This is a genomic window from Streptomyces sp. NPDC028308 (assembly GCF_055565855.1).
The window spans coordinates 216,214-231,888 of record NZ_JBVHTO010000011.1 but is presented as its reverse complement, the minus strand read 5'-3'; the positions used below and the strand labels follow the sequence as shown (position 1 = coordinate 231,888).

At 72.7% G+C, this 15,675-nt stretch carries 11 protein-coding genes and 1 pseudogene; 9 read left to right on the top strand and 3 right to left on the bottom strand.

Features of this window, described 5'->3' with window-relative positions; all coding sequences use genetic code 11:
- Positions 1-91: 91 nt before the first annotated feature.
- The 4 genes from ACZ4VA_RS26065 to ACZ4VA_RS26050 all read left to right on the top strand — a co-directional run bounded on the left by ACZ4VA_RS26065 (position 92) and on the right by ACZ4VA_RS26050 (position 4,526).
- On the top strand, positions 92-1,366 hold the full coding sequence (locus ACZ4VA_RS26065) for an aspartate kinase (RefSeq protein WP_355784000.1): 1,275 nt from the start codon (positions 92-94) through the stop codon (positions 1,364-1,366).
- Positions 1,366-2,442 (top strand): aspartate-semialdehyde dehydrogenase, encoded by a 1,077-nt coding sequence (locus tag ACZ4VA_RS26060; protein WP_355783997.1) that lies wholly within the window; start codon positions 1,366-1,368, stop codon positions 2,440-2,442. Before ACZ4VA_RS26065 ends, ACZ4VA_RS26060 begins: the two co-directional genes overlap by 1 nt.
- 444 nt (positions 2,443-2,886) lie before the next feature.
- Positions 2,887-3,462 (top strand): SigE family RNA polymerase sigma factor, encoded by a 576-nt coding sequence (locus ACZ4VA_RS26055; RefSeq protein WP_355784016.1) that lies wholly within the window; start codon positions 2,887-2,889, stop codon positions 3,460-3,462.
- Entirely contained in the window at positions 3,459-4,526 is a 1,068-nt protein-coding gene (locus ACZ4VA_RS26050) for a hypothetical protein (RefSeq protein WP_468082624.1), read from the top strand. Before ACZ4VA_RS26055 ends, ACZ4VA_RS26050 begins: the two co-directional genes overlap by 4 nt.
- On the opposite strand, the gene ACZ4VA_RS26045 is transcribed toward ACZ4VA_RS26050, so the two are convergent.
- Complete coding sequence (locus tag ACZ4VA_RS26045; protein WP_356163796.1) at positions 4,496-5,308, bottom strand: SURF1 family protein; 813 nt, start codon at positions 5,306-5,308, stop codon at positions 4,496-4,498. The two genes, ACZ4VA_RS26050 and ACZ4VA_RS26045, sit on opposite strands and share 31 nt — an antisense overlap.
- 188 nt (positions 5,309-5,496) lie before the next feature.
- On the opposite strand from ACZ4VA_RS26045, the gene ACZ4VA_RS26040 reads away from it, so the two are divergent.
- On the top strand, positions 5,497-7,326 hold the full coding sequence (locus tag ACZ4VA_RS26040; RefSeq protein ID WP_355781801.1) for a S9 family peptidase: 1,830 nt from the start codon (positions 5,497-5,499) through the stop codon (positions 7,324-7,326).
- Positions 7,327-7,644: 318 nt separating this feature from the next.
- On the opposite strand, the gene ACZ4VA_RS26035 is transcribed toward ACZ4VA_RS26040, so the two are convergent.
- Both ACZ4VA_RS26035 and ACZ4VA_RS26030 read right to left on the bottom strand, forming a co-directional pair.
- Entirely contained in the window at positions 7,645-9,717 is a 2,073-nt protein-coding gene (locus ACZ4VA_RS26035) for an NAD-binding protein (RefSeq protein WP_468082769.1), read from the bottom strand.
- 132 nt (positions 9,718-9,849) lie between these two features.
- Positions 9,850-10,296, bottom strand: coding sequence for a (2Fe-2S) ferredoxin domain-containing protein (locus ACZ4VA_RS26030; protein ID WP_355781799.1), 447 nt, complete (start codon positions 10,294-10,296; stop codon positions 9,850-9,852).
- Between the two features lie 231 nt (positions 10,297-10,527).
- On the opposite strand from ACZ4VA_RS26030, the gene ACZ4VA_RS26025 reads away from it, so the two are divergent.
- The 4 genes and pseudogenes from ACZ4VA_RS26025 to ACZ4VA_RS26010 form a co-directional block, all read left to right on the top strand.
- Positions 10,528-11,922: a TerD family protein gene (locus tag ACZ4VA_RS26025; RefSeq protein ID WP_468082621.1), complete on the top strand. Its 1,395-nt coding sequence runs from the start codon at positions 10,528-10,530 to the stop codon at positions 11,920-11,922.
- A gap of 239 nt (positions 11,923-12,161) precedes the next feature.
- Entirely contained in the window at positions 12,162-14,666 is a 2,505-nt protein-coding gene (gene pepN, locus ACZ4VA_RS26020) for an aminopeptidase N (RefSeq protein WP_468082619.1), read from the top strand.
- Between the two features lie 156 nt (positions 14,667-14,822).
- Positions 14,823-15,230, top strand: coding sequence for a hypothetical protein (locus ACZ4VA_RS26015; RefSeq protein ID WP_355781792.1), 408 nt, complete (start codon positions 14,823-14,825; stop codon positions 15,228-15,230).
- Between the two features lie 126 nt (positions 15,231-15,356).
- A pseudogene (locus ACZ4VA_RS26010) lies at positions 15,357-15,584 on the top strand (ATP-binding cassette domain-containing protein); the annotation flags it as partial.
- Between the last annotated feature and the right edge of the window lie 91 nt (positions 15,585-15,675).

The window sequence follows — 15,675 nt, the reverse complement described above, 5'->3', positions numbered from 1 at the left end:
ATGCGATACCGGGGAGGGGAATTCCGGCCGCTCGATAGACTGAGCCGACCGCAGTTGTGCGGTGCAGAGACGGATTGAGCGAGGAGCGCACGTGGGCCTTGTCGTGCAGAAGTACGGAGGCTCCTCCGTAGCCGATGCCGAGGGCATCAAGCGCGTCGCCAAGCGGATCGTGGAAGCGAAGAAGAACGGCCACCAGGTGGTCGTCGTCGTTTCCGCGATGGGCGACACGACGGACGAGCTGATCGATCTCGCCGAGCAGGTATCTCCGATGCCCAGCGGACGAGAGTTCGACATGCTGCTGACCGCCGGAGAGCGGATCTCCATGGCCCTGCTGGCGATGGCGATCAAAAACCTGGGCCACAGCGCCCAGTCGTTCACGGGCAGCCAGGCGGGTGTCATCACCGACTCGGTCCACAACAAAGCGCGGATCATCGACGTCACGCCGGGCCGCATCAGGACGGCGCTCGACGAGGGCAACATCGCCATCGTCGCCGGCTTCCAGGGCGTCTCGCAGGACAAGAAGGACATCACCACCCTCGGCCGCGGCGGCTCGGACACGACCGCCGTCGCGCTCGCCGCGGCGCTGGACGCCGAGGTCTGCGAGATCTACACCGACGTGGACGGCGTCTTCACCGCCGACCCGCGGGTGGTGAAGAAGGCGAGGAAGATCGACTGGATCTCCTTCGAGGACATGCTGGAGCTCGCCGCCTCCGGCTCCAAGGTGCTGCTCCACCGCTGCGTGGAGTACGCCCGCCGCTACAACATCCCGATCCACGTGCGCTCGTCCTTCTCCGGACTGCAGGGCACCTGGGTCAGCAACGAGCCGAAGCAAGGGGACCAGAAGGTGGAGCAGGCCATCATCTCCGGTGTCGCTCACGACACCTCCGAGGCCAAGGTCACGGTCGTCGGCGTCCCGGACAAGCCCGGCGAGGCCGCCTCGATCTTCCGCGCGATCGCCGACGCCGAGATCAACATCGACATGGTCGTGCAGAACGTGTCCGCCGCCTCCACCGGTCTGACGGACATCTCGTTCACCCTTCCCAAGACCGAGGGCCGCAAGGCCATCGACGCGCTGGAGAAGGCCAAGCAGAAGATCGGCTTCGACTCGCTGCGCTACGACGACCAGATCGGCAAGATCTCGCTGGTCGGCGCCGGTATGAAGACGAACCCGGGCGTCACGGCCGGCTTCTTCGAGGCGCTCAGCGACGCCGGGGTGAACATCGAGCTGATCTCCACCTCCGAGATCCGCATCTCCGTGGTCACCCGCGCCGACGACGTGAACGAGGCCGTGCGCGCCGTGCACACCGCGTTCGGTCTCGACTCCGACAGCGACGAGGCCGTCGTCTACGGAGGCACGGGCCGCTGATGTCCCCGTCAGGGTCGCGGAGCGGGCGGCCGACGCTCGCGGTCGTGGGTGCGACCGGCTCCGTCGGAACCGTCATGCTCCAGATCCTGTCCCAGCACGCGGACATCTGGGGCGAGATCCGCCTGATCGCCTCCCCGCGCTCGGCCGGCCGCAAGCTGGCCGTGCGCGGCGAGGAGGTCGAGGTCGTCGCGCTCACCGAGGACGCCTTCGACGGCGTCGACGTCGCCATGTTCGACGTGCCCGACGAGGTGTCGGCCCGGTGGGCGCCTCTCGCCGCGGCCAAGGGCGTGATCGTGGTCGACAACTCCGGTGCCTTCCGGATGGACCCCGACGTGCCCCTCGTGGTGCCCGAGGTCAATCCGCACACGGTGCGGATGCGGCCCCGCGGGATCATCGCCAGCCCGAACTGCACGACCCTCTCCATGATCGTCGCCCTGGGCGCGCTGCACGCCGAGTTCGGCCTGCGCGAGCTGGTCGTCTCCAGCTACCAGGCGGTGAGCGGCGCCGGGCGGTCCGGGGTGGACACGCTCCGCCAGCAGCTCGCGCTGGTCGCGGGCACGGACCTCGGGACCAAGCCGGGCGACGTGCGGCGGGCCGTCGGGGACAACACGGGGCCGTTCCCCGAGCCGGTGGCCCTGAACGTGGTGCCGTGGGCCGGGACGCTCGCGGACGACGGCTGGTCCTCCGAGGAGATGAAGGTCCGCAACGAGTCCCGCAAGATCCTCGGCCTGCCGGCGCTGAGGGTCGCCGTGACGTGCGTACGCGTCCCCGTCGTGACCACGCACTCGCTGACCGTCCACGCCCGCTTCGAGGGCGAGGTCACCGTCGACAAGGCCCGCGAGATCCTCGCCACCGCCCCCGGGGTCGTCCTCTTCGACAACCCGGCCGCCGGGGAGTTTCCCACCCCCGCCGACGTGGTGGGCACCGACCCGACCTGGGTCGGACGGGTGCGCCGTGCGCTCGACGATCCCACCGCGCTCGAACTGTTCGTCTGCGGCGACAACCTGCGCAAGGGCGCCGCGCTGAACACCGCGCAGATCGCCGAGCTCGTGGCGGCGGAGATCTCCGGCGCGTAGGTTCTGCGCCCCGGAGGGCCCCCGGCCGGAAAACCCGGGGGTCCTCGGCGGATTCGTTTGTAGGATCTCTGGAGGTTGTGCCGGAACTGTGTCCCGGTAAATGGTCCGGACCACTTGAATCGCACGGCCTCGGCGTCCGAAGATTCTTCTCCCCGTCCTCCGCAACCGCGCGGAGGGCGGGGAGCGTCTTTGCGGACGCACTTCGGGGGCGTCCGAACTTCACGGCAAACGGGGCACAAGGGAAGAGCTGGTACGCATGAGGGCATTTGACTCCACGTCAAACGGGGTGCCTGACGCAAATGCGATGCCTGACGCGTACAACCCTGACGGGGGCAGACGTGTCCAACTGGCGTGGCAGAGGTACTCGATTTCACCGCGGTACAGACGAGGGGCACCGCCCTGCGTCCACCCCGCCGACCCCGCAGCCCCGGCGCGCCCGGCGGCATGCCGGTGATCGCCCCCATGCCCGCAGCGCGGCCGGCCCGCATACCGAACCAGCGCGACGGCGCTGAGGACAGCACGGCGGCGGGCACCACCGTCGACCATCTGACCGAGACCTATCGCGCGCACTACCGCTCGCTGCTGGGTCTGGCGGCGCTCCTGCTCGACGACACCGCGTCCTGCGAGGACGTCGTTCAGGAGGCCTTCATCCGGGTGCACTCGGCGCGCAAGCGCGTCCGGGACCCCGAGAAGACGCTCGCCTACCTGCGCCAGACCGTCGTGAACCTCTCGCGGTCCGCGCTGCGCAGGCGCATCCTCGGTCTGAAGCTGCTCTCCAAGCCGATGCCGGACATGGCGAGCGCCGAGGAGGGTGCGTACGACCAGCTGGAGCGGGACGCCCTGATCAAGGCGATGAAGGGCCTCCAGCGGAGGCAGCGCGAGGTGCTGGTGCTGCGCTACTTCGCGGACATGACCGAGGCCCAGGTCGCCGACACGCTGGGGATATCGCTGGGGTCCGTCAAGGCGTACGGCTCCCGCGGCATCGCGGCGCTGCGCGTCGCCATGGAGGCACCGGCATGAGCAGGCACGACGAACGGCGCCCCGAGCACGACCACGACCACTCGCACGCTGGGAACGGAACTGTGAACTACGGCCCCGAAGAACAGGGCCCCGAAGGGCTCGGCTCCGACGAGCTGGCGCTGCGCAGGCTGCTGCACAGCGCCGTGGAGGAGATCGAACCGACCGACGGCACCCTGGACCACCTGCGCCGGGCGGTGCCGGCCCGGCGCGCCCGCAAGCGCCAGGCCGTGGTGGGCATGGCGGCCGCCGCACTCTTCATCGGCACCGCCGTCCCGGCCCTGGTGCACGTCTCGAACTCCAACGGCTCGAACGCCAACCCGTCCGTCGTGGGCAACTCCCAGGAGACGCAGGGGGGCGTCGGCCAGAGCAAGGGACAGGACAGCGGCAGCGGCGGCTCGGGCGGCTCCGCGGGCACCTCCAAGGACAAAAACAAGCAGGGCAAGGGCAAGCAGGACAAGGGCAAGGCGGGCGCGGGTGCCACGAGCGGCGCCGACCCGAGCGCCCCGGTCGTGGGCGACGCGCCCTGCACGGCCGCCCAGCTCGGCGCCAACGGATCGGCGGGCTCCCCGGACTCCACCGGCGTGGTCTACGGCTCGTTCTCCGTCTCCAACGTCTCCGGTGTTCCCTGCACCGTCACCGGGCCCGGCACCGTGGGCGCCTCCGCGCTCGGCGCCGCGGACCCGGGCAAGGTCACGGCGGTGCGGCACGTCGCGGGCGACGCGGCCTCCGGACTGCCCGACCCCTCCCAGGAACAGGCCGCCCTGCTGCTCAAGCCGGGCACCTCGTACGTGGTGAAGTTCGCCTGGGTGCCCTCGCAGACGTGTCCGCCCGCCGGCGGCGGCGACCCCTCGCCGGACCCGACGCCCTCGGGCGGCACGGGCGACAGCGGCGGCGGCACCTCCACCGACTCCGGCGTCTCAACACAGCTGGTCAGGGAGGACACCGTGGACGGCAGCGTCGCGGTCGGGTATACCGCGTCGGGCGGGGCCCCGTCGACCTCCACCGTGGTGGCCAACGCCTGCTCGGGAACGGTCTACTGGACCGGGCTGCTGGCCGGTTCCTGAGCGCTCCGGGGGGCGGACTCCTCGTCCGGGACCAGGCCCAGCTCCGCGTCCCGGGCGAACTCCGCCTCCCGGCGCAGCAGCCGGAACCACATGAAGACGACGAAGCCGGCGAAGACGAACCACTCACCGGTGTAGCCGAGGTTCTGGAACGCCTTCAGGTCCAGGCCCGTGCCCTGGGGGGCCGTCGCGGGCACCGCCCGCATCCCGCCGTCCGCCCGGTCGAGGGTGATCCACGCGTCGTACACGTCGTACGGCACGAGGTTCACCAGGGACGCGGTGCTGATGGCGCCGGTCTGGCCGGCGGGCAGGCCGCCCGCGGCGCTCACCCCGTTCGACCCGGGGCTCTCGGACGCCTGGAGGGCACCGGTCACGGTGACCTCGCCGGCGGGCGCGGCGGGCGCCTTGGCCGGGTCCGCCTCGCCGGGCAGCCAGCCCCGCACGACGGGCAGCGCCTTGCCGCCGTCGGTCCGCAGCAGCGTCAGCACGTAGTAGCCGCGCCTGCCGTCCAGTTCGCGGCCCGGCACGAGCAACTGCCTGCCGTAGCGGCCGGTGGCGGTGGCGGTGGCGCCGGAGGTGCTGCGGTCCACGGGCAGCAGCTCGTCCAGCGGGCGTGCGGCCTGCTTCTCGGCGGACGCGGCCTGCTCGGTCGCCGTCCGGTGGTCCTGCACCCGGTCCTCGAACCGGCCCAGCTGCCATGACCCCATGAAGACGCAGAAGGGGATGGCCAACAGCACGAAGACGTTGATCCCCCACCAGCGGGGCGTCAGCAGAAACCGGTACACGCCGTCCACGGTACGGGGCCGCCGGGCGGAGCAGGGCCGCGGGGTCGCTCCGCCGGGCCCTCCCGACCGGGTGCCGTGAGGGGTCGCCGAGGACTCCCGGCGCCCGTCAGGGCCGGACCGGCGCGGAGTTTTCCACAGGCTGAGGACCTCCTCGGCGCGATGCCGGCCGGGCCAGGCACTATGGGGCCATGACTGAGAGCAACGGGACCACGCAGGAGCACGGGAGCGCGCAGACCGGCGCGGCGATGCCCGACTGGGAGAAGCGTTTCCGGGCGCCGCGGGTGTCCCTGCCGGACTGGGCGGAGGACGCCCCGCACCGCGCGCTGTTCGTCTCGAACGCGACGGGGACGTACGAGCTGTACGCGTGGGACCGCGGCACGGGTGAGCAGCGCCAGGTCACCGACCGGCCGAACGGCACGACGGACGGCGTGCTCTCCCCGGACGGCGAGTGGATCTGGTGGTTCGACGACAAGGACGGCGACGAGTTCGGCGTCTGGCGGCGCCAGCCCTTCGGCGGCGGCCCCGACGAGCCCGCGGTGCCGGGACTGGAGCCGTCCTACCCCTCGGGTCTGGCGATCGGCAGGGACGGGCGTACGGCGGTCGTGGGCCGCTCCACGGACGAGGACGGCTCGACGATCCACCTCGCCAGGACCGGCGAGGACCCCGTCGAGATCTACCGGCACCGCGAGTCCGCCGGCGTCGGCGACCTCTCGCACGACGGCTCCCTGATCGCCGTCGAGCACACCGAGCACGGTGACGCGATGCACTCGGCGCTGCGGGTGCTGCGTCCCGACGGCTCGCAGGTCGCCGAGCTCGACGACACCGAGGGCGGCACGGTCGAGCTGGGTCTGGAGGTGCTCGGCTTCGCCCCGGTGGACGGGGACACGCGGCTGCTCATCGGGCACCAGCGGCGCGGACGCTGGGAGCCCCTGGTGTGGGACGTGTCGACCGGCGAGCAGACGGACCTGGCGCTGGACCTGCCCGGTGACGTGGGCGCCGAGTGGTACCCGGACGGCTCCGCGCTCCTCGTCTCGCACAGCTTCGAGGCCCGCAGCGAGCTGTGGAGGTACGAGACGGCGACCGGCGAGCTGACCCGGGTGCCCACGCCTCCCGGCACGGTGTCCGGCGCGACCGCCCGTCCCGACGGCACCGTGGAGTACCTGTGGTCGTCCGCGGCCGAGCCCTCGGCGGTGCGCTCGACCACGGGGGACGTCGTCCTGGACCCGCCGGGCATGAGGTCCCCGGGCTCCGTGCCGGTGGAGGACGTCTGGGTGGACGGCCCCGGCGGCCGCATCCACGCCCTGGTCCAGAAGCCGGCCGGGGTGAGCGGCCCGCTGCCCACGGTCTTCGACATCCACGGTGGCCCGACCTGGCACGACAGCGACTCCTTCGCGGCGGGCCCGGCGGCCTGGGTGGACCACGGGTACGCGGTGGTGCGCGTCAACTACCGCGGTTCCACGGGTTACGGGCGCGAGTGGACGGACGCCCTCAAGCACCGCGTCGGCCTGATCGAGCTGGAGGACATCGCCGCCGTCCGCGAATGGGCGGTCACCTCCGGCCTCGCGGACCCCTCCCGGCTCGTGCTCACGGGCGGTTCCTGGGGCGGCTACCTGACCCTGCTCGGCCTGGGTACGCAGCCGGACGCCTGGGCCCTCGGCATCGCCGCCGTCCCGGTCGCCGACTACGTGACGGCGTACCACGACGAGATGGAGGCGCTGAAGGCCATGGACCGCACGCTGCTCGGCGGCACCCCCGAGGAGGTCCCCGAGCGCTTCGAGGCGTCGTCCCCGCTGACCTACGTCGACGCGGTCAAGGTCCCCGTCTACATCTCCGCCGGGGTCAACGACCCGCGCTGCCCCATCCGCCAGGTCGACAACTACGTCGCCCGTCTCGCCGCCCGCGACGCCGTCCACGAGGTCTACCGCTACGACGCGGGCCACGGGTCACTGGTCGTGGACGAGCGCATCAAGCAGGTACGCCTGGAACTGGACTTCGCGGCACGGCATCTGGGGGGTTAGGGGGCCGGTGGGGCGGACCCCGACGGGACGTACGTTCCCCGGGGCGGACCTCCACGGGGACATACGTTCCCCGGGGGCGGCGGGGGTTTCGGTCCCCGGGGGCCGGGCCGGTTCCGGGCATGGCTCCGGGCGCGAGCTCGTGGACGAGGGCGAACTCGGCGACGTGCACCGCTCGGAGTCCCGCGTCTGCGTGGGAAGGGCCTCCGCCCGCCACAGGGCTCGGTCCTGCGAGGCCAGCCTGCCCCACGCGGGTAGGGCCCTGGACCGACCGGCGTTCGGGCTGGGGCCGCGGCACCACCCCTCCCTCCGCACCTCCGGTCAGGACCCCGTCCGGTCCCCGGGGCGGCGGCCCAGGAGTTCCGCCAGCCCACGCCGGGTCGCCGCCAGCACCACCCGGTCCTCGGGGCGCAGCACATAGGTGGACGGCAGGTCCCAGACCAGCCCCGAGGAGCGCTCCCCGCCGGAGGAGGTGCCGGGTGCCGCCGCCAGGTCGGCGTGGCGCCCGCCCGGCGCCGCCGTGTCCAGCGCGAGGACCCGCCAGGCGCCCGCCCGGAACGCCTCGCCGACGGTCCGCCCGGCGAGCTGCGGATGCCCGCCCACGCTCAGGGCGGCGAACAGCAGCACCCGCCGCTCGACGGGGATCGCCCCGAGGATCTGCCGCCCCATCATGGCCCCGGCGAACGCGGGCGCCGCGAGATGGGAGACGCTGCGGCTGCGGGTGAGCGCCTGGGGGTGCGCGGCACGCAGGGTGCGGTACACGGCGGTCGCGAAGTCGTCGTCGTACAGCCGCAGCACGACGCGCAGGTCAGGACGGAGCGAGCGGGCGTACAGGGCCGCTTCGAGGTTCGTCGTGTCGGCGCTGCTCAACGCGAGCAGCGCGTGCGCCCGATGGATCTTGGCGGCCTCCAGGACACCCTCCTGGGTGACGTCACCGAGCACCACCGGCACCCGTAGCCGCCGCGCGGTCGCGAGCCCGCGCGCCTCCGGGTCGGACTCGACGCACACCACGGGGATGTGCAGCTCCCGCAGCCGGGTCAGCACGCGGGTGCCGATCTTGCCGATCCCGAGCAGCACCACGTGCCCGGACAGTCCCCGCGGGGGCCGGCGCACGGCGGACGCGCTGCGGAAGGTGCCGAGCGCTTCCAGGACCGCGGCGAGCAGCACCGGCAGGAGCAGCAGGCCGACGAGCCCGGACAGCAGCTGGAGCAACTGGCGGCCGAGGTTCTCCCCGAGCGCGGGGTCGTTGATCGCGAAGAGGTCGAGCAGGGTCAGGTAGGTGGCGTGCAGCGGCTCCTCGCCGGTGACGGCCATCGACGCCACCGCCAGTGCGACCACGCAGGCGACCAGGCCCACGAAGGACCAGCGCAGCCGGCGCGAGAGCAGCGAGGCGAACGGTACGACGCTGCGGCCGCCGGACAGCGGGGGACCGGAGTACGACACCGTCTCCAGCACGACGGTCCCGCGCCCGGTGGCCGCGTTCACCGCCTCCTGGTCGGGCAGCAGCCGGGGGCCCTGGTCACCGCTGCTCTCGGAACCGTCGGCGCCGGCCGGGTCGTGGGCGGTGGCGGACAGCAGCGCCAGCGTGCACAGGCCCGGATCGGCGACCTGGCCCGGCGCCGGTGGCTGGCGCTCGACGGCGCGCAGCAGCAGCCCGTCCGTCTGGACGACCTTGCTGGTGCCGGCCACGGCCGTCGCGGCGAGGGCGGGGGCGGCCGTGTCGGCGTCGGACAGGACGGTGGTGGAGGCGTCGAAGCCGTAGAACCCCTCGGGGCTGCCCTCGACACCGGCCGCGGCGAGGGCCGACGCCTGGTCGAGGAGCGCCTCGATGTGCTGACCCAGGCGCCGGTTGTAGAGGCGCAGGACCAGCCGCAGGCGCGGGTTGAGCCGGCGGGCGGTGAGCGCGGCCCGGATGTTCGTCTCGTCGTCGTCGTACACCAGCGCCAGCGCGGCGGCCCGCTCCACACCCGCCTCGGCGAGCACGGCCTCGGTGGCCTCGGCGGCCTCCAACACCCGCTCACCGCCCACGCGTTCGGCGCCACGCACCGCTCCGGCATCGCGATGGCCACCCGTACGGGCCGTGCCGCCGTCCCGGTTCGCGGGCGTACGCGCCGCCCCGGCACCGGCGTTCCGGTTCGGTGGCGTACGTCCCGTCCCGCCGCCGGGGTCGCGGTTGGCGGCCGTACGGCCGTTGCCCGCGTCGCCGTTGCCCGCCGCGCGTGTGACGACGGCGGAGACCCGGTCGAACAGGGCGGTGGCCCGGGTCCGGCCCACGACCGGAGGCTGCCCGCGATGGGCGGCGGGCGGCACGACGAGGGTCACCTGCTCGCCGTAGACACCGCGCAGTTCGGCGGCCAGCCGGTGCGCGAGACCGTCGTCGCCGCACACCACCATGGGCGCGGCGGCTTCGGGCGACTCGCTCTGACTCGGAAGGCTCCCCACGGAGGAGAAGACTGCCGCACCGGCACCACCGGTTCCACACCGCCCGCCCGTCGCCGGGCCCAAATACCGCTGAACAGCCGGGAGTCAGCGGCGGGCGCGAGTCCGGGCACGCTTGCGGGTCTCACCGGGCGGGCTGACGAACTGCAGCTCCAGCGCGACCGGCGGGACGGCGATGCCGGGGCCGCCGGCGGTCGCCCAGTCGATCAGCTCCTCGGTGCAGTCGTCGCCCATCGCGAAGCCGACCCAGGTGGCACGGCCGCCCCGCCGGCGGCCGGCGGTGGAGGGCTGTACGACGACGACGTTGGCCTGGTCGCAGGGCCCGAGACAGTCCGTCGTCCGCACGGCGAACCCTCCGCCCGACGCCTCGGCACCGGCGCGCAGCCGCTCCAGCTGCCATTCGTGGTCGATGCCGGGGTACTTGCGCGGGTCGCCGCAGCAGCACCCGCGGCAGACGACCAGGGTGCAGGGCCGAGCCCCGGCGGCCCCGACGAGCACCGAACCGGCCCTGCGACGCGGGACGTTGACTGCCACGGTGAAAGACCCTTCGCGAAAAAACGTGAACGGCGCCCGAACCCGGACGACCGCATCGGTCGTATTGCCGACGGAGACGAACAGGCCCACCGACCACAAGGCCCGCGAACCCCAGTACGGACGCCACGACCGCCACCGTACGAGACCACAAGCCCAACGGGCCAACGGGCCCGCCCCCACCGTGGCAGAGTGGCGCGAGCCATGGGGCGGACGGGTACGGGGGTGGCGGGCATGCCTGAACTGGGCAAGGGCTCGAACACGGCGGTGGGCTCGGGGACCATCACGGTCGCACTGGACGCGGTGGGGGACCAGGTCGACCTCAGCGCACTGCTGGTCGGTGGTGACGGCAAGGTCAGGTCGGACGACGACATGGTCTTCTACAACCAGCCCGCCGCCGAGGAAGGGGCCGTACGCCATATGGCAGCCGACGCGAGAGACCCTGAGCGCATCGAACTGGACCCGGCGGTGCTGCCCGCCGACGTGGACCGGGTGGTGCTGGTCGCCAGCTGCGATCCCGACGACGTGACCCGCACCTTCCGCGAGGTGAAGGAGGTGACGGTACGGGCGACGCAGGAAGGCACCGAGCCGGTCGCCTTCCGCCCGCCGGCTCTCACGGACGGCGAACGCGCGGTGCTGCTCATGGAGTTGTACCGCCGCGGTCCCGGCTGGAAGCTACGTGCGATCGGCCAGGGGTACGCGGACGGACTGGCGGGCCTCGCCACCGACTTCGGCGTCCGGGTGGAAGAACCCGAGGCCCCGGACGACGAGGCACCGGACGGCGAGGTATCGAGCACCGACGGACCGGACACCGAACGGACGATGGGCGAGCCGCCAACGGGCCCCGCGACCACCGTGCGGCCCGGCGCCATGCCCACCGCTACGCGCGCGAACCTGGTGAAGCCGCCCCTCGGCGCCATCAGCCTCGACAAGGGCGGCCGGGCCGCGATCGGACTGGACAAGCAGGACCGCGAACTGGTCGTCACCGCGACGCTGGAATGGGACGGCGGCAGCGAGCAGCGCCGGAAGAGGGGCGCGGACCTCGACCTGTACGCCCTGTTCGTGCCGTCCGCGCAGGCACTTCGGGGCGACCGGACGCCCGGCACGCTGGTCAAGGCGGGGCATGTCGCACAGGGCGAACCGCTGCGACCGGGCGCGCACCCAGGGACGTCCGCGGCGACTGCGGGTACGGCGAAGAAGGGCAAGGACGCCGACGTCGTCTACTACAAGCGGCTCGGATCCCTGAAGAAGAGTCCCTTCATCCGGCTGGACGGCGACTCGCGCGTCCCCGGCCGCGAGACCCTACGCATCGTCCGCCCCGACGAGCACGGTTACGTCCTCCTGTGCGCGTACTCCGCGCTGAGCAACGGGTTCGGCTCCTTCCGCAGCTTCGGAGCGAAGGTCGTCGTCACGGACGGCCGGGGTTCCACCGTCACCGTGCCCCTCTTCGAGAACACCAGGACCCGTTACTGGGTCGCCCTCGCGCTGGTCGACTTCACGGCGGACGAGGGGGCGGCCATCCACCACGTCGAGGCGTACAGCGCCCGCATGACCGAGCGCCGCCCGGTCCTCCACCCGGACGGCACCATCGAGATGAACGGCGGCCCGGTGGAGTTCAAACGGCGCTGACGACTGGCTCGTCGGCCGCCGGACGGACTTCAGGACCGGGCGCCGAGGTGTGACGCCCGGCCCCGGCAACTCCACTCGCCGGCGCACCCGTTGATGCCCTGGTTGGCTGAACCGGCGGCTGCCGTGGCCTGATCCCGTGCGGCAACGGCAGCAACCCTCTGCGGCCTTGATCGGGCGTCTACGCTGCGAGCGGGGCCCGCAACCGCACCCGCATCCACACCCGTACCGGAGGAGCACGCATGGCGTCGACGCGCACCAGGAGTCTGACCCGGGTCGAGGCCGAGCGGCGGGGCGCGCTGCTGGCGGTCGAGCGGTACGACGTGGAGGTGGACCTCACCGGGCTGGCCGAGGGCCCGGAGGTGCGGTGCGTGTCCACCGTGACGTTCACATGCCGCGAACCCGGAGCGCGGACGTTCGTGGACTGCGCCGCGCAGGTGCTCGGCGCCACCCTGAACGGCGCCCCGCTCACCCCCTCGGAGGACGGCCGGATCCCCCTGCCCGGCCTAGCGGAGCGCAACGTGCTCCGGGTCGAGAGCGTCCAGTCGGACACCGCCACGGGGGAGGGCGTGCACCGCGCGGTCGACCCCGCGGACGGCGAGGTCTACGTCTGGACGAGCTTCGAACCGGACGAGGCCCGCTTCGTCTGGGCGTGCTTCGACCAGCCCGACCTGAAGGCCCCGCACGCGTTCACGGTGACCGCGCCGTCCGCGTGGACGGTCACCAGCAACTCCGGGGACCCCCGCGTCGAGGAACTCGGCCCCACCCGCCGCTGGCACTTCCCGGACACCCCGCCACTGTCGCCGTACAACACGGTCGTCAACGCGGGCCCCTTCCACGAGATCCGCCGCGAGGCCGGCGGCCACGATCTGGGTCTGTTCGCCCGCCGTTCGCTCGCCGCGGTCCTCGACCGGGACGCCGACGACATCTTCACCCTCACCGCGCAGGGCCTCGGCTTCTACGCCGAGGCGTTCGGGATGCCGTTCCCGCAGCGGAAGTACGACCAGGTCTTCGTGCCGGAGTTCGGCGGGGCGATGGAGAACTACGGCTGCGTCACCTGGTCGGACGACTTCCTGCGCCGTGCCGCGCCCACCCCGGCGGAACGCGAACTGCTCGCGAAGGTCCTGCTCCACGAACTGGCGCACATGTGGTTCGGCAACATCGTCACGATGCGCTGGTGGGACGACCTGTGGCTGAACGAGGCGTTCGCCGAGTTCGCCTGCAACTGGGCCGCCGAGCGCGCGACTTCGCACACCGACGCCTGGGCGGGACACCTCGCGGTCGGCAAGCTCAGGGCGTACCTCGCCGACCAGGGACCGACCTCGCACCCGATCCGCCAGCCCATCCACGACGTCGCCCAGGCCGCCTCCATCTTCGACGCCATCACCTACCCCAAGGGCGCCTCCGTGCTGCGGCAGCTCATGGCGTACGTGGGCGAGGCGGCCTTCGTCACCGGCATGACCGCCTACTTCGCCCGGCACGCCTGGGGCACGACCACGCTCCAGGACCTGATCGCCGCGCTGTCCGAGGCGAGCGGCCGCGACCTGGACACCTGGCGGACGGGCTGGCTGGAGACGGCCGGCACCGACCGGCTGTCGCTGGAGCGGGACGGCGACGCGTTCGTGCTCGTGGCGGACGGACCGGCCGGCCGTCCCCGCCCGCACGTCCTGAACGTGGGCGTCTACGCCCGCCACGACGGCGCACTGGAACGCCGGGCGCTGATCGAGGTGGAGGTCGCGGACACGCGTACGCCGCTCGACCTGCCGCCGGGCTCGGACCCGGACCTCGTCCTCCTCAACGACGACGACCTCACCTTCGCCACGACGAGGCCCGACCCCGCCACGCGCGCCGCCCTGCTGTCGTCCGCCGCCGAGCTGCCGACCGCCGTCTCGCGCGGCGTCGCGACGGCCACGGTGTGGGACATGCTGGTGACCGGCGAGATCACCGCCGTCGAGGCGGGCCGCTGCGTCACGGCGGTCCTGGGCGCCGAGACCTCCGACGCGGTCATCGAGCCCTACCTCGCCCTCGCCGCCGACATCGCGGACCTGTGGGCCCCGGAACACCGGCGCCCCGAACTCACCGCGCTGGTGGCCGCGGCCTGCCGGCGCCTCGCCGGGCACCCCGGCCGCCGCCAGGTCGCACTGCGCGGACTGGCCCGCACCGCGACGACGCCCGACGACCTGTCCTGGCTGCGGGCGCAGGCCGGGGACGACGTGGACCTGCGGTGGCGCCTGCTGACCCGAAGGGCCGAACTCGCCGCCCCGGACGAGGACTTCGACGACGCCTGGGCCGCCGAGATCTCGGGACTCCTGGACCGGGACCCCGACCCCGACGCCTGGATCCGCGCCCTGACGGTACGGGCGGCCCGCCCCGACGCGGCCGCCAAGGCGGAGGTCTGGCAACGGCTGGTCAAGGACCGCACGGTCCCCTTCGCCGCCGTGGGCCCGGTGGCGACGGCCTTCTGGCGCCCAGGCCAGGACGCCCTCCTCGCCCCCTACGCCCGCCGCTACCTGGACCTGGTGCCCGGCTTCGCGCGCGGCGGCATGATCCCGGCGATGGTGTTCACGAACCGCCTGTTCCCGCCGTACGCCGTCGACGAGCCCTTCCTCAAGGCGGCCCGCACGGCGGCCGAGGACGCACCCCCGGTGGTCCGCACGACGCTCCTGGACCGAGCGGACACTCTGACCCGCATGCTCAACTCCCGCACCACGGACGGGCCCCGCCCGACTGACAGCCGCCGGACGTGAACTCGAGCGCCCTGGAAGGAAGTTGAACCGAGCCGGAGGAGCATCCCAACGGCTCGGTTTCAGCGGAGAGAGAGGGCGTGATGCGACGAGGTACTCGGTAGCGACTGAGTACGCGCGCTCTGGGCGGCGGGACCGGGAGTCGCGAGGCTGGGACTCATGGAGCAACGCATACCGAACCTCGCCCGCCGCCTGGGCCCGGGCCTCTGCCTCGCCGTGCTGAGCGCGGCACTCTGGGCGGCCTGGCTGGGCTGGGACCAGCACCGCGACGTCCACCCCGACGGCTCGACGACCGGCCCGTACGAGGCATGGCAGGTGATCGGCCTGGTCCTGACCCTGCTGGCGCCGGTCTGCTGGGCGGCCTCCCGGCGCCACGCCACGGAGGCGGTGGTGGGCACCACGGTGGGACTGACCGCGGCGGCCTACTACGACTGGTCCGACGACGCCAGCGGCCTCTTCGTCATCGGCGTGGCCCTGGTCATGCTCGGCACCCTGGGCGCGACGGCGGCGGTCTCGGCGGTGACATCGGCCCTGACCCGGAGAGGCGGCCCGGCGACGGCGAGGTAGGCGACGCCGCACCTGCCGCAGGACAGGCCAGGCATGACAAATGTCATGGCTTCTCCGTGGATCCGTCGTGGAGATCGGTGAAACACGGCACTGTCGGTGCCCGTCTCGTGACAGAAGACTGGCCGCATGACAGCTCGTGCTCCAGACCGACAAACCGATGAGGTCGTGATCGACGCCCGGGACCTGCGCAGGAGGTACGGGACTCGCGGACGTACGGAGCACGAAGCGGTGCGCGGAGTGAGCCTTCAGGTGCGCAGGGGGGAACTCTTCGCTCTGTTGGGCACCAATGGAGCCGGCAAGACATCGACTGTCGAGCTGCTGGAGGGTCTGGCGGAGGTGCCGCGCTCTGGACGGCCATCGCCGTCTGGGCGGGGGCTCGGCTGTTTCGCTGGGACCCCAGAAAATGATCAATGTACTTGTGCCACGAATGCTTGAATGGGGGGCA